Genomic DNA, 20,655 nt, shown 5'->3' with positions numbered 1-20,655 from the left:
GAGCGATAGGGTTGCAGCATGATGCAGACTCCCTCGGCGGACCTCGATCCGGCCTCCGACGTCGCCCAGCTGACGGCCCGACTGATCGACCTCGAGAGCGTCTCCGGGAACGAGGCCGTGATCGCGGACGCCGTGGAACGGGCGCTGCGCCGCCTGGAACACCTCGAGGTGGTGCGCGACGGCGACTGCGTGATGGCGCGGACCCGGCTCGGCCGGGCGGAACGGGTCATCCTGGCCGGGCACATCGACACCGTGCCGCTGCCGACCACCCCCGGGTCGAGGGGGACCGTCCCCTCCTCGTGGGAGGGCGACGTGCTGTTCGGACGCGGGGCCACCGACATGAAGGGCGGTGTCGCCGTGCAGCTGGCGCTCGCGGCAGCCCTCGCGGAGCCCACGCGTGACATCACGTTCATCTTCTACGACCACGAGGAGGTCGAAGCCTCCCTCAGCGGTCTCGGCCGGGTGGCCGCCTCCTACCCGGAGTGGCTGGAGGCCGACTTCGCGGTGCTCCTGGAACCCACGGACGGCACCGTGGAGGGCGGGTGCAACGGGACGGCCCGCTTCGACGTGCGGGTCGCCGGCAAGGCCTCCCACTCCGCCCGGGCATGGATGGGGCAGAACGCCATCCATGGCGCCGCCGAGATCCTCGTCCGGCTCCGCGACCACGAGCCCGCCACCGTGCACGTGGACGGCCTCGACTACCGCGAGAGCCTGAATGCGGTGAAGATCTCCGGCGGCACGGCGGGCAACGTGATCCCGGACAGCACCGTGATCGAGGTCAACTACCGCTTCGCCCCGGGCAAGACCCCGGATCAGGCCGAGGACTACGTGCGCGCCCTGCTCGAGGGCTTCACCGTCGAGCGGACGGACGCCGCGGCCGGAGCCCGGCCAGGGCTCCAGCACCCCGCGGCCGCCGCCTTCGTGGCGGCCGTCGGCGCCGAACCCAAGCCCAAGTACGGCTGGACCGACGTCGCGCGGTTCAGCGCCCTCGGTGTGCCGGCGGTGAACTTCGGACCCGGCGACGCGCTCCTCGCCCACACCGATGACGAGCACGTGCACGCCGACGCCGTACGGGCCTGCCTCCGCGCCCTGACCACCTGGCTGTCCTGAGCGGGCGGCCCTCCCCACCCTGACCCGGCTGGTTCGACCGGCCCGAACACGAGGAAGGGCCCGGCACCCGCCGGGCCCTTCCTCGTCGTGCTGCCCGGAACCCGCTCAGGTGGGGGCCGGGGTGGAGGCGTCCAGGGCGATGGACCCCTTGGCTGCCGGCTTGCGCCCCTTCGTCCGGAAGCTCAGGAGGACGGAGAGGCGCGTGGCCAGGGTGGAGAGGGCGAAGTTGATGAGGATGAAGATCGCCGCCGCCACGAACAGGGACGGGATCACGTTGCCCTCGCCCACCCCGAGGCGCCGCGTGAACTGCAGCAGTTCCGGGTAGGTGATGATGAAACCGAGGGCCGAGTCCTTCAGGATCACGACGAACTGGCTGATGAGTGCCGGCAGCATCGCGATGAGGGCCTGCGGTACTTCGATGGTGCGCAGCGACTGGTTCCTCGTCAGGCCGATCGCCATGCCTGCCTCGCGCTGTCCCTTCGGCAGGCCGTGGACGCCCGAGCGCACCAGTTCCGCGATGACGGACCCGTTGTAGAGGGTCAGGGCGATGACCACGGCGATCAGCGGGGCATCCTGCGGATTGACGGAGCCGGAGCTGCCGAGGGCCAGCCAGAAGAAGATCATCATGAGCAGCACGGGCACGGCGCGCAGGAATTCGACGACGATCCCGGCGATCCAGCGGATCGGCGCAGAGTGCGACAGGCGTCCGACGCCGAAGACCAGGCCGAACAGCACCGAGGTGACGATCGAGATGCCGGCCGCCTTCAGCGTGTTGAGCAGTCCGGGCAGGATGAAGAACTGCCACGTCCGGGATTCGAGGAAGGGCGTCCACATGCCCGCCGTGAGCTGGCCCTTGCCGGCGAGCGCGGAGATCACCCAGGCGAGGATGCCGAGGACGATCAGCGCGCCCACGATGTTCCCGATCAGGATATTACGGCGCCCGCGCGGGCCGGGCGCGTCGAAGAGGACCTGCTGCACGCTCATCGTGCCACCGCCAGTTTCCGTGAGGCCCAGGTGGTCAGCAGCCCGATGGGGATCACCAGGATCACGAAGCCGAGGGCGAAGGTGAGGAAGATCGGGATGACGAGGTCCGAGCGGAACTCGATCATGGTCTTCATGAGGCCCGACGATTCGGTGGCGACCGATCCGGCGGCCGCGACGGTGGAGTTCTTGATGAGGGCGATCAGGACGTTGCCGAGGGGAGCGATGGCTCCGCGGAAGGCCTGCGGCAGGATGATGAGCCGTGCTGCCGGCAGGAAGCTCAGGCCGATGGCACGCGCGGCCTCGGCCTGGCCCAGCGGGACCGTGTTGACGCCGCTGCGGATCGCCTCGCAGACGAAGGCCGCGTGGTACAGCGAGAGGCCCACGATGGCGATGCGGAAGAGGCTGGCGTTGAGGTCACTCGCGAGGCTGATCTGCATGACGGAGAACAGTCCGAGGAACCCGAACGCGAGGATGATGGTCAGGGGCGTATTGCGGAAGATGTTCACGTACGCCGCACCGAAGAGCTGCAGGCTCGGGATGGGGGAGATGCGGAACAGGGCCAGCACCGTGCCGATCGCCAGGGCCCAGATAGCCGCCCAGAAGGACAACTGGATATTGACCCAGAACGCGGCCGGCACGTTGTAGGTCTCGAACAGCGACAGGTAGTTCTCCACGGTTCACCTCTTTCCTGATGGGGAACACGGAATTGGTGGGGCGGTCCGCGCGGACCACCCCACCAATGGACGCGATGCTAGGCGCAGGGCGCCGGGGTGGGCGGGTTCAGCTCCGCGTTGTAGGTGTAGTCGGCACCCTCGGTGTTCTTGGTGATCGCCTCTTCCCAGGCACCGTCGTCAATCATCTTGGTGATGGCGGCGTTGATGTCCTCGCACTTGTCGCTGCCCTTGGGGAGCCCGACACCGTAGTTCTCCTCGGAGAACGTGTTGCCGACCACCTTGAACTTGCCGGCGTTCGCGTCCTGCGCGGCGAGGCCGGCGAGGATGATGTCATCGGTGGTGACGGCGTCGATCTGGCCGCCGCCCATCGCGGTGACGCACTCCGCATAGCCCGGCTGCTCGACGAGCTGCACGCCGGGGTACTGGTCCTTGATCTTCTGCGCGGACGTGGAACCGGTCACCGAGCAGAGGTTCTTGCCCTCGAGGTCCTCGGGGCCGGTGATGTCGCTGTCCGTGGGGACGAGGAGGTCCTGGCCGGCCACGAAGTACGGGCCGGCGAAGTCCACCGTCTCCTTGCGGGTGTCGGTGATGGAGTACGTCGCGAAGATCATGTCCACCTGGTTGTTGGACAGCAGGTTCTCGCGGTTGGCGGACGGGGCTTCCACGAACTCGATCTGGTCCTCGGTGAACCCGAGCTCGCCTGCCACGTACTTGGCCACGTCGACGTCGAAACCGGAGTAGGAGCCGCCCTCGTCGAAGCCGAGGCCGGGCTGGTCGAACTTGATGCCGATGCGGACGGTCTCACCGCCGGCATCGCCGCCCTCGCTCTCGCCGCTGTCGCCGCCACCACAGGCGGACAGCGTCAGTGCGGCGAGTGCAGCCACCGCGGCTGCTGCGTATCGGGTTGTGCGCATTGGTTCTCCTTGCATTGCGGCCGATGGCCTCTTCGGATACGGGGGTCAGTGCGAGAGGATCCTGCCGAGGAAGTCCTTGGCGCGGTCACTCTGCGGATTGGTGAAGAACTCCTCGGGCGTCGCCTGCTCCATGATCTGGCCGTCGGCCATGAAGATCACACGGTCGGCGGCCTTGCGGGCGAACCCCATCTCATGGGTCACCACGATCATCGTCATGCCCTCCTTGGCGAGGGCCACCATGGCGTCGAGGACCTCGTTGATCATCTCGGGGTCGAGCGCCGAGGTGGGCTCGTCGAACAGCATCACCTTCGGTCGCATGGCCAGCGCGCGGGCGATCGCGACACGCTGCTGCTGGCCACCGGACAGCTGGGCCGGGAGCTTCTGCGCCTGGTTGTCGACGCCGACGCGCTTGAGGAGGGACATCGCCAGGTCCTTCGCCTCACCGCTCTTCATGCCCCGGACCTTCACCGGGCCGAGCGTGACGTTCTCGAGGATGGACTTGTGGGCGAAGAGGTTGAACGACTGGAAGACCATGCCGACGTCCGCGCGGAGCTTCGCGAGGGCCTTCCCTTCGGCGGGGAGCACCTTGCCATCGATGGAGATCTGGCCGTCGTCGATCGTCTCGAGGCGGTTGATCGCGCGGCACAGCGTCGACTTACCGGAACCGGAGGGGCCGATGACAACGACGACCTCGCCTCGGGCGACCTCGAGATTGATGTCCCGGAGAACGTGCAGCTCCCCGAAATGCTTGTTCACGTTCTTGAGGGAGACGAGGGTGTTTCCCGAGGACGCGGGCACAGTCGGTTGCTGTTCACTTGTCATGGGAGAAATCTAGCGAACTATTCCTCGCGGGCGATACGGCGGAGCGGAAAGGCCCTGATCGTGATTGAAGAGCAATCAAAAGCGCCGGGGGCGCCGGCTGTTGGTTAGCCTAGGTAAATGTCTCCCTCCCAGCACCCCGCGGCCAGCGACGAAGCTCGCCCCCCTGTGTACGACGCCGGCACAGGTTCCCCCCAGCCCTCCGCCGAGGACGGCGGTCCGTTCGGTGCCAGCCCTCCGGGGACGAGCAACGGGGCGGGCAGGGCGACCAGGCGGAAGGGCTCCGTGGAGCTGCGCCGCGCCCAGGCGACGGTGCCGCAGTCGGACAACATGCTCCTCGACACGGACGACACCAAGGGCTTCACCCGCACCGACCCCTGGCGCGTGCTGCGCATCCAGAGCGAGTTCGTGGAGGGCTTCGGGACCCTCGCCGACCTCGGTCCCGCCATCAGCGTCTTCGGATCGGCCCGGACCGCGCGGAGCTCGTCCTACTACGCGATCGGCGAGGAGGTGGGCCGGAGGCTCGTGCAGTCGGGCTTCGCCGTCATCACCGGGGGCGGTCCGGGCGCCATGGAGGCCGCCAACAAGGGAGCCTGCGAGGCAGGCGGGACGTCGGTGGGGCTGGGCATCGAGCTGCCGTTCGAACAGGGCATGAACGAGTGGGTGGACCTCGGCATCAACTTCCGGTACTTCTTCGCCCGCAAGACCATGTTCGTCAAGTACGCGAGCGGTTTCGTGGTCCTGCCGGGTGGGTTCGGAACCCTCGACGAGCTGTTCGAGGCGATGACGCTCGTGCAGACCGGCAAGGTGACCTCCTTCCCCATCGTGCTGATCGGCGTCGATTACTGGCGCCCCCTCATCGACTGGATCAAAGGCACGCTGATCGCGGAAGGAACCGTGTCCGAGAAGGATCTCTCACTGCTGCAGCTCGTCGACACCGCAGAGGAGGCCGTGCGGATCGTGGCGGCATCGGCGGGCCACGACCACCCGTCCTGACCCCGGTCCTGACCCGCCCGGGACCGCTCTGGCACCATTGCGGTGTGACTATCTTCCTGGTGATCCTCGCCATCCTGCTGATGGGAGCAACAGCGGTCCTTGCTTCGGGGCGCCCGGTGCCGGCGGCGTTCCAGCACATCGGGGCGGGCTTCCGGGCCGCCTCCGGCGCCGGTTCCGCCGGGCACGACGACGATTCCCCGGGGAACGGCATGGGTCTGGTGGAGCCGGTGGCCTCGCTACCGCCCGTCCTCCTTCCCGACACCCCCTCGGCCCGCGACGTCGATGCCGTCCGCTTCGGCCTCGGACTGCGCGGGTACCGGATGGACCAGGTGGACGAGGTCCTGGACCGGCTGGCCGCGGCGCTCGAGGAGCGCGACGCGGTCATCCGGGACCTGCGCTCGCAGCTTGCGGCCAGGGACGCCGGATGAGCGGGGCGGTTCCCGGGTCCGACGGCCGGAGGCGCTGCGGCTGGGCGGTGTCGAGCGAGGAGTACGAGCGGTACCACGACGAGGAGTGGGGACGGCCCGTGCTCGGTGAGGCCGGCCTGTTCGAGCGGCTGAGCCTCGAAGCGTTCCAGTCGGGCTTGAGCTGGATCACCATCCTGCGGAAGCGCGAGGCGTTCCGCCGGGCCTTCGCCGGGTTCGATCCCGCCGTCGTCGCGGGCTTCGGCGCGCAGGACATCGAGCGGCTGATGGGTGATGCCGGCATCGTGCGGAACCGGCAGAAGATCGAGGCGACCATCGCGAACGCCCGTGCCCTTCTCGTACTCCCGGACGGGACCACCCTCGGCTCGGTCCTCGAGAGCCACCGGCCGGTCTCCGGGCCCGCGCCCGCCACCCTCGCGGATGTCCCGGCCATCACCCCCGAGAGCACGGCGCTGGCCCGGGAACTCCGCGGACTCGGCTTCCGCTTCGTGGGACCCACGACCGCGTACGCGATGCTCCAGGCCACGGGGTACGTGAACGACCACCTGCGGGACTGCTGGGTCCGGGCCGAGCCGCAGCAGGGCGGGCCTCCATCGGCCGCGTCCGCCCCCTCCGGCCCGTGAGCCGCGTGCTGCCGGCCCGGCAGAACCGGTCCGCGCACCGGTTCGCGCACTGGTCCCTGCAGGTCCTGGTGGTCTTCGTCGCCGGGCGCCTCGTCTCGACGGGGATCCTCCTGCTCGCGGCGGCACGCCAGGGCCCCAGCCCCTGGTCCGGTCCGGCCCCCGCGTACGGCACGTTCATCAACTACTGGGACAGCGGCTGGTACGAGCGCATCTTCACCGAGGGCTACCCGACGGACCTGCCGCGCGACGCGCTGGGCAACGTGAGCCACAACGCGTGGGCGTTCTACCCGCTCTACCCGGGACTCGTCCGGGTCCTCGACGCCGCCACCGGCCTGGGCTGGGGGATCCTCGCGCCTCTCGTGTCCCTGGCCGCCGCAGCGGGTGCTTCGCTGATGATCTACCGGCTCTTCCGTCTCGGGTCGGACCACCGGGCGGCGCTCGCAGGCGTCGCCGTCGTGTCCTTCGCGCCCGTCTCCGCCATCCTCCAAGTGCCGTACGCGGAGTCACTGCACCTGCTGCTCCTCGCGTCCGCGCTGTACCTGGTGTCCACGGGCCGGTACTACGCGGCGATGCCCGTCGTCGTGCTGATGTGCCTGGCACGACCGGCCGGGGTGCCCTTCGCCGTCGCGGTGGGGATCCTGTTCCTTGCCGCCCTCCGCTCCGTCCGGCGCAGCGTCCTCCCCGGGGGGCCGCCGGCCCAGCCGGTGCTGCCCGTGTTCCTGCTGGGGGTGGTCTCGTCGCTCGGCGCCGTCGCCTGGCCGCTGATCGCCTGGACCGTCACGGGGCAGCGGAACGCTTATGTGGCGACCGAGACCGCCTGGCGGGGCGAGGCGCTGGTCCCCTTCGCGCCGTGGTTCGAGGCACCGGCCGCGGTCGTCGGTCCTGCCGCGGCTGTGCTGGTCGTCGCGGGCCTGCTCCTGGTCGTCGTCGCGCTCTTCCTCACGCCCGCCGTGCGCTCGATGGGGTTGGTCGCCGGCGCCTGGTGCGCGGGCTACCTGCTGTACCTCGGGGCGTTCTGGGACCCGCAGTCGAGCACCTGGCGGATACTGTTCCCGCTGTTCCCCCTGGCACTCGCCGTCGCCGGCAGCCGCTTCGGGGCCCGTATCCTCTGGGTGCTGCTGCCGGTATCGGTGCTGCTCCAGTTCTTCTGGGTGGACTGGCTGTGGGGCTGGACCCCGTCGGGACCGGACGGGGATTATCCCCCCTGAGTGTGATCCACGCCGCACCTGAATTAGCAGGTGAAGGGCTTGTGCTGAATAATGAAGGTGATGACGTGCACTGCGGGACACCCCTATGGGCTACCGGCCGGCGCACTGTTTACTGTCGCGCTGCCGCTGATCGCGGTCGCGCCCTGTTGAAAGGGACACCCCTATGGCTGCCATGAAACCGCGTACCGGCGATGGACCGATGGAAGTCACCAAGGAGGGGCGCAGCCTCATCATGCGGGTGCCGATCGACGGCGGTGGACGCCTTGTCGTCGAACTGAACGCCGAGGAAGCGGGCAAGCTCAAGGACTGCCTGCTCACCGTCACCACCTAGGCGATCCGGCCAGGAGTCCCGGCTTCCTGTTCCAGGCGTCGGGGCAGGCGGCAGCCGCCGCCCGCCCGCCGCCGCTAGGCGCGCTGCTTGACCGCGAGCAGGAGCCCGGTGCCCGTCGGCACGAGTGCCGAGACGAGGGCCTCGTTCTCACGGATCATCTTCCCCACCTGGCGGAGCGTATTCGTCGACTGTTCACGCACGGCAGGTTCCGCCACCCGGTCCTGGTCCAGTGCGTCGTTGATGATCATGATGCCGCCGTCCTTGAGCAGGCGCGTTGCCTGCTCGACATAGACCGGCAGGCCCGCCTTGTCGGCGTCGATGAACACCAGGTCGTACGCGGCATCGGTCAGCCGCGGCAGCACGTCGGCCGCGCGCCCCGAGATGGTGCGTGTGCGGTTCGAGGGGATGCCGGCCTCGGAGTAGGCCTCCCGGGCGGCCCGGAGGTGGTCGACGTCGGAATCGATGGTGGTCAGGACCGCATTCCGGCCGAGGCCCCTCAGCAGGCAGACTCCCGACACCCCTGCTCCGGCACCCACCTCGACCGCGGTGCTCGCCTTGGAGGCCGCCGCGAGGACGGTGAGTGCTGCGCCGACGGCAGGAGTGACAGGGGCGACACCGAGTTCATGGGAGCGGTCGCGCGCCCTCAGCAGGATGTCGTCCTCGTCGGGGAGTCCTTCGGTGTAGGACCAGCTGCTGTGTTTGTCGGCGGCCATGGACATCCGTTCTGTGGTTGCGGGAAGTGGCGGGGAGGCAGGCGCCCCGCCCCAACACTACTGTGCGGCGCGTCCCGACTTCCATGCGGGCGGGCGGGTGCGCGCAGGCGAGGAGAGCGGGCCCGGCGTCCCGGATACGCACACACCATGTCCTTGCCAGCCAGTTCCCAGCTTGGTGAGAAAGACTTCCTTCTCGGACATCCAGCATGGGCACGGCCCCGAATCCCCGATACCACCGCAGCCGCGGCCGCGGGGTAGGACCTGTTCGGGATGCGTGGCGAGAAGGGGTAGATGATGTCTAGCGTGAAGGCAGTACAGGCCGCCATGGAGGCCGTTCCCGGAGCGGACGTGCCTCTCCTCGACGAGCACGGCAACCCGTGGGTCGCGCCGTCCTGGGAAGAAGTCGTCACCAACTACTCGCCGAAGGTCTACCGGCTGGCCTACCGCCTCACCGGCAACAAGTTCGACGCCGAGGACCTCACGCAGGAGGTCTTCGTGAGGGTCTTCCGTTCGCTGGCGAACTTCAAGCCCGGCACGCTGGACGGCTGGCTGCACCGGATCACCACCAACCTGTTCCTCGACCAGGCGCGGCGCAAGACTCGCATCCGGTTCGACGGACTGACGGAAGAAGCCGAGAGCAGGTTGCCGAGCAAGCATCCCGGCCCCGAGCGCAGCTTCGAATTCAACAACCTGGACATCGACGTGCAGGCAGCCCTGGAAGAACTCCCGCCGGACTTCCGCGCCGCCGTGGTGCTGTGCGACCTCGAGGGCCTGGCGTACGACGAGGTGGCGCAGGTCCTCGGCGTCAAGCTCGGGACCGTCCGCTCGCGCATCCACCGGGGGAGGACGATGCTGCGGGAGAAGCTCGCCCACCGCGACCCCCGGAAGCCGGGCGGGAACGGCGCCGCCCTGGGCGTCCCACGGATTGCCGGCCTGGGTTAGGAACGATGCTTCATCCCCATCGCTCCCTGCAGGACCTCGTGGACGGTGAGCTGTCCGACCGGCGCCGGATCGCCGTCGAACAGCACGTCTCACGCTGTGCGTCGTGCGCCGCGACGGTCTCGCACCTCCGGAGCCTCAAGAGCGCCCTGCTGGGCCTGCGGAACCCGGCCCCGGATCCGGACCTCCAGCGCAGGCTCCTGTCGCCCGCCTTCGGCGCCACCGCCGGCCCGAATCGCGGCATGAATACCGGCATGCACGGGGCCCGCACGGGTTCCAGCGCGGCCTTCGTGCGCGACCACCAGGAACGGGCCGCCCCCCGGAGCCGGACGGTGCTCACCGCCGTCGGTGCATCGGCCGCCGTCGCCACCGCCATCCTCGGTAGTGCCTATGTCATGGGGTCCGAGGCGCGGCCCGTCACGGCCGAGGGCGCGGCGACGGGAGTCACCGCGCTGCAGGCGCGCTGGGAGTCCGTCGCGTCGCAGACGCCCACCTACCTGGACACCGATCAGCTGGAGACCCTCCGGTCCGGAGGCTGGTACTGCCCGGAGCTCGAATCCCTCGGCTTCACACTGCGGAGTGCCGAGGGCATCACGGTCGCAGGCAGGCCGACGCTGGAGATCGTCCTCGAGAACGACGACGACACCGTCACCATCTACGAACAGCGGAAGGTCAGCGGGGTTCGCGGCGCCGCCGCTCCGCCGCTGAACGCCGTGACCGGCAACATCGTGACGGCGGACGGCTTCGAGCACATCGGCGGCGCCGAGCGCGACGTCTGGGTCCGTCCCGGCGAACCATGGCAGGTGGTGCTCGACTCGCCGTCCGTCACCTATACCGTGGTCTCGAACCTGCCTGCCGCCGCGATGCCGCAGACGCTCAGCCAGCTCGTCACGGCGGAGCACGCCCAGCTGGCCCTGTCGCCGCAGGCCCAGGAGGACTCGATGATGGAGCGGATCCTCCGCGGCCTCTCGATGATCACGCATCCCGGCGCGAACGGGTAGGCGCGGCCCTGCGACGACGCCGACGGCAGCGCGCCACGGCTCCCGCCCCGCGGGGCTCGTCCGGTAGGGGCGAATGTGGTCGGCACCGGCCGGGAAGGTAGTCTTTTCACGTGTTGGGAATCAACGGCCTCGAACTCGTGGTCCTGGCGTTCATCGCCGTCGTGGTGCTCGGCCCGGAACGGCTCCCGGAGTACGCGGCCCAACTCGCCCGGCTCGTGAAGGGCCTGCGGCGCATGGCCACGGGAGCCCGTGAGCAACTCCGGGAAGAGGTCGGTCCGGAACTGGACGAGGTCGATTGGCGCAAGCTGGACCCCCGCCAGTACGACCCCCGCCGCATCATCAAGGAAGCGCTCCTCGACGACATCGAGGACGTCTTCAAGCCTGTCAGCGGTGGCGGCCCCCGGCCCGTACCCGCTGCGCCTGCGACCGGCGTCGCCCGCCCCCCGGCCGTACCGCGCCTCGAAGCCGGGCAGGCCGCGCCCTACGACCTCGAGGCGACCTAGCGGAGGCCATGCCCCCCGTCAGCGGAGGCTGACCGGCAGCCTCAGGCCGTCCAGGCCGCGGGGGCGGCGGGCGAGCGTGGAAGCGATCGCCGTCAGCTCGGCGCGGGCCGTGGAGGTCCCTCCGCCGAGGACGAGGGGAGTGCCGGCATCGCCGCCTTCCCGGAGGGCGACGTCCAGCGGGATGCTGCCCAGCAGGGGGATCTCCGTGCCCAGTGTGGCCGACAGCCGTGCCGCGAGCGTGCTCCCACCCCCGGCGCCGAAGAGCTCCAGCCGCCCGCCGTCGGGCAGCTCGAGCCAGGACATGTTCTCGATGACCCCGGCGACGCGCTGTCCCGTCTGCGCGGCCATGGCACCGGCCCGTTCGGCGACATCGGCGGCGGCACTCTGCGGCGTCGTGACGACGAGGAGCTCGGAGGACGGCAGCAGCTGCGCCACGGAGATGGCGATGTCACCCGTCCCCGGGGGGAGGTCGAGGAACAGGGCGTCCAGGTCGCCGAAGTAGACGTCCGTGAGGAACTGCTCGAGTGCCCGGTGCAGCATGGGGCCCCGCCAGGAGATCGGCTGGTTGCCCTCCACGAACATCCCGATGGAGATCACCTTCACGCCGTGGGCGACCGGCGGCAGGATGAGCTCGTCGACGCGCGTGGGCTGCTGCGTGATGCCCAGGAGGGCGGGGACGGAGAAGCCGTACACATCGGCGTCCACGATGCCCACCCGCAGTCCCTGCGCGGCCATGGCGACCGCCAGGTTCACCGTCACGCTGGATTTTCCGACACCGCCCTTGCCGCTCGCCACCGCATAGACGCGCGTGAGCGACGACGGGTCGTTGAAGGGGATGCCGCGGCGGCCGCCGGCGCCCCTCAGCTGCTCCTTCAGCGCGTCGCGCCGGGCCTGGTCCATCACGCCGAGCTCGACCTCGACGCGCTCCACGCCGTCGACGGCGGACAGGGCGGCTTCGGCGTCCTGCGTGATCGTGTCGCGCAGGGGGCAGCCGGCGATCGTCAGCAGGACCCGGATCCGCACCGTCCGTTCCGTGACGGACACGGACTCGAGCATGCCGAGTTCGGTGATGGGGCGGCGCAGTTCGGGGTCGATCACGGTGGTGAGGGCCGTCCGCACGGCCTCCTCGTCGGGCAGGGGGCTCACCGGACGGGTTTCCTCCCCGCGGGCTGGACCTTCGGCATCGCCACGGTGTTCTCCGACGGCTTCCGGGGCTTCCGTTTCTGCAGGGTCAGCTCCTGGCCGTCGGTCGTCTCGAGGAGCTCCTCGAGGATGGAGCGGAGCTCGGAGCGGACGTAGTCGCGTGTCGCCACCTCGCGCAGGGCGATGCGCAGCTCCGCGATCTCCCGCGTCAGGTACTCGGTGTCGGACAGGTTCCGCTCCGCCCGCTGGCGGTCCTCACGCATGGAGACGCGGTCGCGGTCGTCCTGGCGGTTCTGCGCGAGCAGCAGCAGGGGCGCGGCATAGGAGGCCTGCAGGGAGAGCATCAGGGTCAGTGCGGTGAACCCCAGTGCCGCGCTGTCGAAGCGCAGGTTCGCGGGAGCGACGGTGTTCCAGGTCAGCCAGACCGCGACGAAGACCGTCATGTAGAAGAGGAACTGCGGGGTACCCATGAAACGGGCGATGTTCTCCGTGCCGCTGCCGAAGCGGTCCGGGTTCGGTCGCAGGCGCGGGAGGAGGCGCTTGCGCGCCTCCCGTGGCGTGTCGAGCCCACGTGAATTCGATCGGATCTTCTCAACCACGGCGGTCACCTCGTTTCGCTGCGGAGCTGTCGTCCTGTGCCCGCCAGTCGTCGGGCAGCAGGTGATCCAGCACGTCGTCGACGGTCACCGCCCCCACCAGCCTGCCGTCGGCGTTCACCACCGGCAGGGAGTTCAGGTTGTAGGTGGCGAGGATCCTCGATACCTCGCTCACGTTCGCCTGGTCGCCCACGGCCTCGAGGTCCGTGTCGATGATGTTGCCGAGCGGCTCCGGCGGCGGGTAGCGCAGCAGCTGCTGGATGTGCACCACGCCGAGGTAGCGCCCGGTCGGCGTCTCGAGCGGAGGCCGACACACGAAGATGGACGACGCGAGGGCCGGTGTCAGCTCCTCGCGCCGGACGTGCGCGAGGGCCTCGGCGACCGTCGCCTCGGGCGGGAGGATGACCGGCACGGTGGTCATGAGGGAGCCCGCCGTGTCCTCCTCGTACTCGAGCAGGCGGCGTACGTCCTCGGCGTCGTCGGGCTCCATGAGCTGGAGGAGTTCCTCCTTCTGCGCCTCGGGGAGCTCGTTGAGGAGGTCGGCCGCGTCGTCGGGGTCCATCTCCTCGAGGACGTCCGCCGCGCGCTCGCGCGTCAGGGACTGGAGGATCTGGACCTGGTCGTCGTCGGGCAGTTCCTGGAGGACGTCCGCGAGGCGGTCGTCCTGGAGTTCTCCGGCCACCTCGATGCGCCGCTTGTCGTTCATCTCGTGCAGCGCGTCGGCGAAGTCGGCGGGCTTGAGGTCGTCGTGCTGGGCGACGAACTGGGTGGCGCCCTGCGGTTCGTCCGTCGTCCCGTGGAAGGCGTCGAGCCAACCGATGATGAGGCGCTCGCCGCCGCGCCGGAGACCGCGCAGGGGAGAGGTGGACCCGCCGCGTCGCACGAACAGCTGGGAGACGTGCCAGTCGCCTGCACGGTTGCGCTCCATCGCGATGTCCTCGACGACGGCGCTGCCACTGCCGTCGCGCAGGGTGAGGCGGCGGTCGAAGAGCTCGGCCACGACGAGCATCTCCGCGCCGCGCTGCTCGAAGCGGCGGAGGTTGACGAGACCGGTGCAGATGATCTGGGACGGGTCCATCGAGGTGATGCGGGTCATCGGCACGAAGACGCGTTTCTTGCCGGGGACCTCGACCACGAGGCCTACCACCTGCGGGGCCTTGGTCGGGCCGCGGTCGAGCACGACGGCGTCCCGCAGGCGGCCCAGGCGGTCGCCCAGCGGATCGAAGACATCGAGGCCCAGCAGTCGGGCGACGAAGACGCGGGTCGGGTTGGTAGTCACTGCTCTAGGCTATCCGGCGCGGCGCGCCGGGAGGGTATCGTCCCTGCGGAAGACGCACGACGGCGGCTGGTGGACCCATGCTTCCGGCGTCCTGCGGACGGGCATCCGGCGGCCCGGGAGTTCACCTCCGGCGTACCGCCTCCCATCGGCGGGAGCGGTACGGGAGAATGGACGCATGTCGACACCACCACTTGGAACCACTGCATCCCGCGACCAGGGCCGGGTGTTGCCCTCGGGCGAGACCATCGGCCGGTACACCGGCTACCTCGACGCGCAGAAAGCCGTGGACTACCTCGCCGACAACAAGTTCGCCGTGGAGCGCGTGGCCATCATCGGCAACGACCTGAAGACGGTGGAGCGCGTCACGGGTCGCCTCAGCTACCCGCGGGTGGCGCTCGCCAGTGCCGCGACGGGAGCCTGGTTCGGACTGTTCGTGGGACTGATCCTGAGTCTCTTCGCCGGCAGCGAGGCGGGCAGCACCATCTCCTCCTCGATCGCGCTGGGCGCCATCTTCTGGCTGCTCTTCGGCGTCATCACCTACGCGTTCCAGCGCGGCAAGCGCGACTTCACCTCCACGAGCCAGGTGATCGCGACGAGCTACGACGTCATCGTGGACCCGAGCCTTGCAGCGGACGCCCGTCGCCTGCTCCAGCAGCTCCCCATGAACGGGCAGGCGCAGCACCCCGGGGCAAATTCACAGCCGTGGGGCTCGGCCCCGGGCCGTGCTCCGCAGCAGGCGCCCGAGCGCCCGGCGTCGTGGAACGACCCCTACTCCGGACAGCAGCAGCAGCCGCAGCAGCCGCCGCAGCCGCAGCAGCCCGGGACGGCGGAGGGTGAGACCGCCGGTCCCGGCACCGCTGGGCCCCGCAGGGGACAGTTCCCCGACCTTCCGGACGGACGGCCCCAGTACGGTGTGCGCGTCGAGGACTCTCCAGCCGGGCCGACGCCGGAGCCCGGTACACCGGCACCCGCTGCCCAGGACGCTGCGACCGACGGCCAGGGATCCGGCTCGCATGGCTCCTCGGCCGCCGGCGGACCGCGCTGACCCGCTGAGGATCGGACGGCACCGGCCGGACACCGGGCCGGGAACGGAAAAGGCAGGGACCCTCGGGTCCCTGCCTTTTCCATTCCGAGCCGTATCCAATCCGGGCCGCCTCCGGCCCGGCGGCAGCCTACTCGTTGCCCCAGATACCGGCCATCCAGTCCTCGACGTCGTCCGGAGTGCGGGGAAGGGCCGCGCTGAGGTTGACCGGTCCGTTCGCCGTCATCAGGATGTCGTCCTCGATGCGCACGCCGATCCCGCGGTACTCCTCCGGGACGGCGAGGTCCTCGGCCTTGAAGTAGAGGCCGGGTTCGATGGTGAACACCATGCCCTCCGTCAGGACGCCGTCCAGGTACAGGTCGCGCTTGGCCTGGGCGCAGTCGTGGACGTCCAGGCCGAGGTGGTGGCTCGTGCCGTGCGGCATCCAGCGGCGGTGGTGCTGGCCCTCCGGTGCCAGCGCCTCCTCGAGGGACACGGGCAGGAGGCCCCAGCGGTCCAGGTTCTCCGCCAGCACCGTGACGGCCGCGAGGTGGACCTCGCGGAACCTGCGGCCGGGTTGCGCGGCGGCGAACCCGGCGTCGGCGGCGTCGAGCACGGCCTGGTAGACCTTCCGCTGGACGTCCGAGTAGCGCCCGTTGACGGGCAGGGTCCGGGTGATGTCCGCGGTGTAGAGGCTCTCCGCCTCGACCCCGGCGTCGAGCAGGAGCAGCTCGCCGGCCCTGAGGGAGCCCGTGTTGCGGATCCAGTGCAGCGTGGTGGCGTTGTTCCCCGATGCGGCGATGGTGTCGTAGCCGAGATCGTTGCCCTCCTCGCGGGCCCGTGCGAAGAACGCGCCTTCGACCACGCGTTCGCCGCGCGGGTGGGTGATGGCACGGGGGAGGGTCCGGACGACCTCGTGGAACCCGTTGACGGTGGCCGCGACGGCGGCTTCCATCTGCTCGATCTCCCAGGCGTCCTTGATGAGCCTCAGTTCGGACAGGGCTTCGGCGAGCACCGCGTCGAGGGCGTCGGCCTTCTCGAGGTCCACGCCCGTGTTGATGCGGGAGGTGTCGACGAGCGCATCGGCGTTGAAGTCGACCTCGCGCAGCAGGCGGATGCTCACACCGCCGATCGCGGCGACACCGGCGTCCTTGGTGATGGCGACCTCGAGGTCGGCGAGGTCCGCCGTCTCGAGGGCGAGCTGTGCCCGGATCTGCGCCATCGAGAGGCGATCGCCGATCCAGAACCCGCCGTAGCGCGCGTTGGCGTAGAACTCCGCGCTGTCGCGGCCGGCCAGCTCCCGGAAGTACAGCGTGGCCGTGTGGTTGCCGCCGTCGTCGCCCGTCCCCGGATCGACGGGCTCGAGGACGAGGACGGCGTCGGGCTCGTGGTCGAGTCCGAGGCCGGTCAGGTGCGCGAAGCCGGAGTGCGGGCGGTACCGATAGTCGGTGTCGTTGGACCGGACCTTGAAGGGCCCGGCCGGAATGACGAGGCGCTCGCCCGGGAAGCGGTCGGAGATGGCACGACGACGGCGGGCCGCATGGGCGGCGACCGGCGCCGCGTCGGGGAGCTCGTCCGAGGCGGGCGCCCAGCTGCCGGCCATGAACGCCTTGAAGGCGTCGGAGTCGGGCCGCTGGGAGCGGTTGTCGTTGCGGTCTGACAGCGGCTGGCCCTCCGGCGAGTCGGTGGGATTTCGGGCTGCGGATGCGGTGTCGTCGGTGCTCACCCCGCCATCGTCTCACCGTCGCCGCACAGCAGGAAAGTCCGTACCTCCCGCAGGGCGGGGCGCCGGTGCCGGACGGAGCGGGCGGCGGCGCGTAGATTGGGTCCGGTGAGAATCGATCTGCACACCCACTCCAATGTCTCGGACGGTACCGAGGACCCCGACGTCCTGATCGCGTCCGCGGCGGCCGCAGGCCTCGACGCCGTCGCACTCACCGACCACGACTCCACGGCCGGCTGGGAGCGCGCCGCCGCGGCGGCCGCGGCGCACGGCATCACCTTCGTCCCCGGCATGGAGGTCTCCTGCCGCACCGACACCGGCATCAGCGTGCACGTGCTGTCCTACCTGCACGATCCGGGGCACGCCGGCCTGCGGAAGGAGATCGCGAGATCCCGCACCGCGCGGCTCACGAGGGCCCGCCGCATGGTCGAGCTCATGTCCGCGGACTTCCCCATCACCTGGGACCTGGTCGAGGAGCATGTGACCGAGGGTGCGACCGTGGGGCGCCCGCACATCGCGGACGCGCTGATCGCACTGGGAGTGGTGGCCACCCGTTCGGAAGCGTTCGAGCGCGTCCTGACGGCGCGCTCACCCTACTGGGTCAGCCACTACGCGCCGCACCCCGCGGAGGCGGTGTCCCTCATCCGGGAGGCGGGCGGCGTCCCCGTCTTCGCGCACCCGTCCGCGTTCAACCGCGGAGCCGTGGTGGGCGGCGCGGTCATCGACGAGATGATCGACGCCGGGCTGCTGGGCCTGGAGATCGATCACCGGGACAACCCGGAGGACGCCCGGGTGGAGCTGCGGAGGATCGCGCGCGACAACGGTCTCCTCGTCACGGGCTCCAGCGACTACCACGGCAGCGGGAAGCCGAACCTGCTCGGGGAGAACGTCACGAGCGGGCAGGCCCTCGAGGCCATCGTGTCCCTGGCGACGGGGACCCCGATCAGCTAGCCGTGCTGCCCGGGACCCGGATCCATGGGGCCAGGCGGGCGTGCATGACGTCGACGGCCTGGGGATTGCGGTCCACGCAGACGAAGCGGCGCCCGAGCTTGCCCGCGACCGCTCCGAGCGTCCCCGACCCGGCGAAGAAGTCCAGCACCCAGTCGCCCTCCCGGCTGCTCGCCGCGACGGCCCGCCGCAGCAGGCCCTCGGGCTTCTGCGTCGGATAGCCCGTCTTCTCGCGGCCGGTCGGGGACACGATGGTGTGCCACCAGACGTCGGTCGGCAGCTTGCCGAGCGCAGCCTTCTCGGCGGTCACGAGGCCGGGAGCCATGTAGGGTTCCCGGTCCACCTCGTCGCTGTTGAAGTAGTAGCCCGACGGGTTCTTCACGTACACGAGGATGTTGTCGTGCTTGGCGGGCCACTTGCGCTTGGCCCGTGCACCGTAGTCGTAGGCCCAGATGATCTCGTTGAGGAAGCAGTCGCGCCCGAACAGGGCGTCCAGCATGACCTTGGCGTAGTGCACCTCGCGGTAGTCGAGGTGCAGGTAGAGCGTGCCGTCGTCCGCGAGGAGCCGCCATGCCTCGGCGAGCCGTGGCGCGAGGAAGTCCCAGTAGTCCTCGAACGCGTCGTCGTAGCTCGCCAGCATGCCCTTGACGGTCGAGTAGGAGAGCCCCTTGAAGCCCACACGATCGCCCGTGCCTCCGGCCGCCCGGACCATGGTGGTCTGCTGGCGGCGCTGCACACGGCCGGTGTTGAAGGGCGGGTCCACGTAGATCATCGTGAACGCCGCGTCGGGGAGGGTGGCCAGGTATTCCGCGTTGTCCGCGTGCACCACGAGGTTGGCGCCGTCCGCACTCCAGCTGGGCAGTACGGACGGCGCAGGAAGCTCGGTCACCGAGGGCTAGTCCTCTGCGCCGCCGGCAGGCTTCGCGACGACCTCGCCGTTGCGTCGGCGGGTGCGGCTGCGGCGCTGGCGGTCGCCCGCCGGGGCATCGCCGTCGCCGGCGGAGCGGCGACCCCGGCCACCCTCGACGCCATCGGCCGCAGGCGCTGCAGGGGCCTCGCTGGTGCGGCTGTCGCTGCGTCCACGGCCGCGCGAGCCGCGCGAGCCCTCGCCGGCGGCACCGTCGCGTCGCGGTCCGCGGTCACCGGAACGCCCGCGGCCGCCGTCGTTCCTGCCGGCGTCGCTCCTGGTTCCGTCGGAGTGCCCGCCGCCGCGCTTGCCGGTCTCGCCGAGGTCCTCGAGGACCTCCGCGTCGATGCCGGCGAGCTTGCGGTCCTTCCGGGGGAGGCGTCCCTTGGTGCCCTCGGGGATGTCCAGGTCCGTGTACAGGTGGGGCGACGAGGAGTAGGTCTCCACGGGCTCCGGGGTGTCGAGCCCGAGCGCCTTGTTGATCAGGCCCCAGCGGGGGACGTCGTCCCAGTCGACGAACGTGACCGCGGTACCCTTCTTGCCGGCGCGTCCCGTGCGGCCCACGCGGTGCAGGTAGGCCTTCTCGTCCTCGGGGCACTGGTAGTTGATGACGTGCGTGATGTCCTCGACGTCGATGCCGCGGGCCGCGACCTCCGTCGCCACGAGCACGTCGATCTTGTCACCGCGGAAGGCACGCAGTGCCTGCTCGCGCGCGCCCTGTCCGAGATCCCCATGGATGGCCCCGGCCGCGAAGCCGCGGTCGATGAGTTCCTCGGAGAGCTTCGCGGCGGTGCGCTTCGTCTTGCAGAAGATGATGGCGCGTCCGCGGTTCCGGGACTGCAGGATGCGGGCCACGACCTCGGCCTTGTCCAGGTTGTGGGCCCGGTAGATGACCTGGCGGATGTCCTTCTTGGTGATGCCCTCGTCCTCGGGGTCCGCGGCGCGGATGTGGGTGGGCTGCGTCATGTAGCGGCGCGCCATGGCGATGACGGGGCCGGGCATGGTCGCGGAGAACAGGAGGGTCTGGCGTACCGGCGGTGTCGCGGCGATCAGGGTCTCGACGTCGGGCAGGAAGCCGAGGTCCAGCATCTCGTCGGCCTCGTCCAGCACGACGATCTTCACGTTCTTGAGGACCAGCAGCTTCTGCCGGTACAGGTCGATCAGGCGGCCGGGCGTGCCCACCACGATCTCGACGCCCTTCTTGATGGCCTCGATCTGCGGCTCGTAGGCGCGGCCACCGTAGATGGTGACGATGCGCGCGTTGCGCTTCCTGGCCGCCGTCGTGAGGTCGCTGGCGACCTGGACGGCGAGCTCGCGCGTCGGGACCACGACGAGGGCCTGCGGTGCGCCGGGAACCGGGAGCCGATCGTAGCCTTCGTCGTCGGGGCCGACGACACGCTGGATGGCGGGGATACCGAAGCCGAGGGTCTTGCCCGTTCCCGTCTTCGCCTGGCCGATGATGTCGTGGCCACCGAGGGCGATCGACAGGGTCATCGCCTGGATGGGGAAGGGGTGGGTGATGCCGGCGTCCGCGAGGGACTCGACGATGTCCGGGCGGACATTGAAGTCCGCGAAGGTCTCGGCGACGGCCGCGTGCGGCTCCTCGGTGGTGACCAGGGTCTCCTCGACGTCGATGGCGTCGGAGGAGTTGTCGGCGACGAGGTGGTGCGTGTCCGCCGTGATGTCTGTGTTCGAATTGTGCACGTTCTACCGTTCATTCAGGCTCTGCGGCCGCTGAGGCTCGACGCCGGGATGGGGTGCATCCCGTGCGGAGCGTATCGGCGGGCGCAGGGCGTCC

General features: G+C 70.1%; 22 protein-coding genes. 11 read left to right on the top strand and 11 right to left on the bottom strand.

All coding sequences use genetic code 11. The features are described 5' to 3' along the window. The first annotated feature begins 18 nt into the window (after window positions 1-18). Window positions 19-1,110, top strand: a complete 1,092-nt coding sequence (dapE, locus tag ACX80I_RS03020) for a succinyl-diaminopimelate desuccinylase (RefSeq protein ID WP_459343677.1) — start codon at window positions 19-21, stop codon at window positions 1,108-1,110. Window positions 1,111-1,215: 105 nt separating this feature from the next. Here dapE and ACX80I_RS03015 read toward each other — a convergent pair whose 3' ends face one another. The 4 genes from ACX80I_RS03015 to ACX80I_RS03000 form a co-directional block, all read right to left on the bottom strand. Next, on the bottom strand, window positions 1,216-2,094 hold the full coding sequence (locus ACX80I_RS03015; RefSeq protein WP_459343676.1) for an amino acid ABC transporter permease: 879 nt from the start codon (window positions 2,092-2,094) through the stop codon (window positions 1,216-1,218). After that, window positions 2,091-2,768: an amino acid ABC transporter permease gene (locus ACX80I_RS03010; RefSeq protein ID WP_459343675.1), complete on the bottom strand. Its 678-nt coding sequence runs from the start codon at window positions 2,766-2,768 to the stop codon at window positions 2,091-2,093. Before ACX80I_RS03010 ends, ACX80I_RS03015 begins: the two co-directional genes overlap by 4 nt. A gap of 77 nt (window positions 2,769-2,845) precedes the next feature. Then, window positions 2,846-3,682 carry a glutamate ABC transporter substrate-binding protein gene (locus tag ACX80I_RS03005; protein ID WP_459343674.1) on the bottom strand — a complete coding sequence of 279 codons (837 nt, stop codon included), beginning with the start codon at window positions 3,680-3,682 and terminating at the stop codon, window positions 2,846-2,848. A gap of 45 nt (window positions 3,683-3,727) precedes the next feature. Continuing rightward, the gene (locus ACX80I_RS03000; RefSeq protein ID WP_459343673.1) at window positions 3,728-4,504 is read right to left on the bottom strand and encodes an amino acid ABC transporter ATP-binding protein; all 777 of its coding nucleotides are present in this window, start codon (window positions 4,502-4,504) and stop codon (window positions 3,728-3,730) included. A 117-nt stretch (window positions 4,505-4,621) separates the two neighbouring features. Here ACX80I_RS03000 and ACX80I_RS02995 point away from each other — a divergent pair, with 117 nt between their 5' ends. From ACX80I_RS02995 to ACX80I_RS02975, 5 genes are all read left to right on the top strand, one after another. Continuing rightward, window positions 4,622-5,497 carry an LOG family protein gene (locus ACX80I_RS02995; protein WP_459343672.1) on the top strand — a complete coding sequence of 292 codons (876 nt, stop codon included), beginning with the start codon at window positions 4,622-4,624 and terminating at the stop codon, window positions 5,495-5,497. Between the two features lie 44 nt (window positions 5,498-5,541). Next, the gene (locus tag ACX80I_RS02990) at window positions 5,542-5,925 is read left to right on the top strand and encodes a DivIVA domain-containing protein (RefSeq protein WP_459343671.1); all 384 of its coding nucleotides are present in this window, start codon (window positions 5,542-5,544) and stop codon (window positions 5,923-5,925) included. After that, window positions 5,922-6,545: a DNA-3-methyladenine glycosylase I gene (locus ACX80I_RS02985; protein ID WP_459343670.1), complete on the top strand. Its 624-nt coding sequence runs from the start codon at window positions 5,922-5,924 to the stop codon at window positions 6,543-6,545. The genes ACX80I_RS02990 and ACX80I_RS02985 overlap by 4 nt, the downstream gene beginning before the upstream one ends. Beyond that, window positions 6,542-7,753 (top strand): hypothetical protein, encoded by a 1,212-nt coding sequence (locus ACX80I_RS02980; protein WP_459343669.1) that lies wholly within the window; start codon window positions 6,542-6,544, stop codon window positions 7,751-7,753. The genes ACX80I_RS02985 and ACX80I_RS02980 overlap by 4 nt, the downstream gene beginning before the upstream one ends. 163 nt (window positions 7,754-7,916) lie before the next feature. Continuing rightward, the gene (locus tag ACX80I_RS02975) at window positions 7,917-8,084 is read left to right on the top strand and encodes a DUF3117 domain-containing protein (protein ID WP_087076540.1); all 168 of its coding nucleotides are present in this window, start codon (window positions 7,917-7,919) and stop codon (window positions 8,082-8,084) included. A 74-nt stretch (window positions 8,085-8,158) separates the two neighbouring features. On the opposite strand, the gene ACX80I_RS02970 is transcribed toward ACX80I_RS02975, so the two are convergent. Then, window positions 8,159-8,797 (bottom strand): O-methyltransferase, encoded by a 639-nt coding sequence (locus ACX80I_RS02970; protein WP_459343668.1) that lies wholly within the window; start codon window positions 8,795-8,797, stop codon window positions 8,159-8,161. 324 nt (window positions 8,798-9,121) lie between these two features. Here ACX80I_RS02970 and sigE point away from each other — a divergent pair, with 324 nt between their 5' ends. From sigE to ACX80I_RS02955, 3 genes are all read left to right on the top strand, one after another. Beyond that, window positions 9,122-9,739 carry an RNA polymerase sigma factor SigE gene (gene sigE, locus ACX80I_RS02965; RefSeq protein WP_459313362.1) on the top strand — a complete coding sequence of 206 codons (618 nt, stop codon included), beginning with the start codon at window positions 9,122-9,124 and terminating at the stop codon, window positions 9,737-9,739. A gap of 5 nt (window positions 9,740-9,744) precedes the next feature. Then, the gene (locus ACX80I_RS02960; protein WP_459343667.1) at window positions 9,745-10,737 is read left to right on the top strand and encodes an anti-sigma factor family protein; all 993 of its coding nucleotides are present in this window, start codon (window positions 9,745-9,747) and stop codon (window positions 10,735-10,737) included. Window positions 10,738-10,847: 110 nt separating this feature from the next. Continuing rightward, window positions 10,848-11,240 (top strand): twin-arginine translocase TatA/TatE family subunit, encoded by a 393-nt coding sequence (locus ACX80I_RS02955; protein ID WP_459343666.1) that lies wholly within the window; start codon window positions 10,848-10,850, stop codon window positions 11,238-11,240. A gap of 18 nt (window positions 11,241-11,258) precedes the next feature. Here ACX80I_RS02955 and ACX80I_RS02950 read toward each other — a convergent pair whose 3' ends face one another. Genes ACX80I_RS02950 through ACX80I_RS02940 form a run of 3 tightly spaced genes read right to left on the bottom strand, consistent with a single transcriptional unit; the run spans window position 11,259 to window position 14,258 of the window. Further along, the gene (locus tag ACX80I_RS02950) at window positions 11,259-12,386 is read right to left on the bottom strand and encodes an Mrp/NBP35 family ATP-binding protein (RefSeq protein WP_459343665.1); all 1,128 of its coding nucleotides are present in this window, start codon (window positions 12,384-12,386) and stop codon (window positions 11,259-11,261) included. Continuing rightward, window positions 12,383-12,982, bottom strand: coding sequence for a DUF1003 domain-containing protein (locus tag ACX80I_RS02945; RefSeq protein WP_459343664.1), 600 nt, complete (start codon window positions 12,980-12,982; stop codon window positions 12,383-12,385). Before ACX80I_RS02945 ends, ACX80I_RS02950 begins: the two co-directional genes overlap by 4 nt. Further along, window positions 12,975-14,258, bottom strand: coding sequence for a magnesium transporter (locus ACX80I_RS02940; RefSeq protein WP_459343663.1), 1,284 nt, complete (start codon window positions 14,256-14,258; stop codon window positions 12,975-12,977). The genes ACX80I_RS02945 and ACX80I_RS02940 overlap by 8 nt, the downstream gene beginning before the upstream one ends. 175 nt (window positions 14,259-14,433) lie before the next feature. Between ACX80I_RS02940 and ACX80I_RS02935 the strand changes: the two genes are divergently transcribed. Beyond that, a complete protein-coding gene (locus ACX80I_RS02935; protein ID WP_459343662.1) occupies window positions 14,434-15,303 on the top strand; it encodes a YflT domain-containing protein in 870 nt (289 codons plus the stop codon). Between the two features lie 127 nt (window positions 15,304-15,430). Here ACX80I_RS02935 and ACX80I_RS02930 read toward each other — a convergent pair whose 3' ends face one another. Further along, on the bottom strand, window positions 15,431-17,005 hold the full coding sequence (locus tag ACX80I_RS02930) for an aminopeptidase P family protein (RefSeq protein ID WP_459343661.1): 1,575 nt from the start codon (window positions 17,003-17,005) through the stop codon (window positions 15,431-15,433). Window positions 17,006-17,110: 105 nt separating this feature from the next. Here ACX80I_RS02930 and ACX80I_RS02925 point away from each other — a divergent pair, with 105 nt between their 5' ends. Further along, window positions 17,111-17,953, top strand: a complete 843-nt coding sequence (locus ACX80I_RS02925) for a PHP domain-containing protein (RefSeq protein WP_459343660.1) — start codon at window positions 17,111-17,113, stop codon at window positions 17,951-17,953. Here ACX80I_RS02925 and ACX80I_RS02920 read toward each other — a convergent pair. Continuing rightward, complete coding sequence (locus ACX80I_RS02920; RefSeq protein WP_459343659.1) at window positions 17,946-18,839, bottom strand: DNA-methyltransferase; 894 nt, start codon at window positions 18,837-18,839, stop codon at window positions 17,946-17,948. The two genes, ACX80I_RS02925 and ACX80I_RS02920, sit on opposite strands and share 8 nt — an antisense overlap. A gap of 6 nt (window positions 18,840-18,845) precedes the next feature. After that, entirely contained in the window at window positions 18,846-20,540 is a 1,695-nt protein-coding gene (locus ACX80I_RS02915) for a DEAD/DEAH box helicase (RefSeq protein WP_459343904.1), read from the bottom strand. Window positions 20,541-20,655: the final 115 nt, after the last annotated feature.

It is taken from the genome of Arthrobacter rhamnosi, assembly GCF_054510855.1.
The sequence above is the reverse complement of the archived record's forward strand: the minus strand, read 5'-3'. Positions and strand labels throughout refer to the sequence as shown.

What these genes read in the sequence shown, in the direction of transcription:
- dapE (WP_459343677.1), top strand. Translation starts at nt 19, where the DNA reads ATGATGCAGACTCCCTCGGCGGACCTCGATCCGGCCTCCGACGTCGCC.
- ACX80I_RS03015 (WP_459343676.1), bottom strand. Translation starts at nt 2,094, where the DNA reads ATGAGCGTGCAGCAGGTCCTCTTCGACGCGCCCGGCCCGCGCGGGCGC.
- ACX80I_RS03005 (WP_459343674.1), bottom strand. Translation starts at nt 3,682, where the DNA reads ATGCGCACAACCCGATACGCAGCAGCCGCGGTGGCTGCACTCGCCGCA.
- ACX80I_RS03000 (WP_459343673.1), bottom strand. Translation starts at nt 4,504, where the DNA reads ATGACAAGTGAACAGCAACCGACTGTGCCCGCGTCCTCGGGAAACACC.
- ACX80I_RS02995 (WP_459343672.1), top strand. Translation starts at nt 4,622, where the DNA reads ATGTCTCCCTCCCAGCACCCCGCGGCCAGCGACGAAGCTCGCCCCCCT.
- ACX80I_RS02985 (WP_459343670.1), top strand. Translation starts at nt 5,922, where the DNA reads ATGAGCGGGGCGGTTCCCGGGTCCGACGGCCGGAGGCGCTGCGGCTGG.
- ACX80I_RS02975 (WP_087076540.1), top strand. Translation starts at nt 7,917, where the DNA reads ATGGCTGCCATGAAACCGCGTACCGGCGATGGACCGATGGAAGTCACC.
- ACX80I_RS02970 (WP_459343668.1), bottom strand. Translation starts at nt 8,797, where the DNA reads ATGGCCGCCGACAAACACAGCAGCTGGTCCTACACCGAAGGACTCCCC.
- sigE (WP_459313362.1), top strand. Translation starts at nt 9,122, where the DNA reads ATGGAGGCCGTTCCCGGAGCGGACGTGCCTCTCCTCGACGAGCACGGC.
- ACX80I_RS02960 (WP_459343667.1), top strand. Translation starts at nt 9,745, where the DNA reads ATGCTTCATCCCCATCGCTCCCTGCAGGACCTCGTGGACGGTGAGCTG.
- ACX80I_RS02935 (WP_459343662.1), top strand. Translation starts at nt 14,434, where the DNA reads ATGTCGACACCACCACTTGGAACCACTGCATCCCGCGACCAGGGCCGG.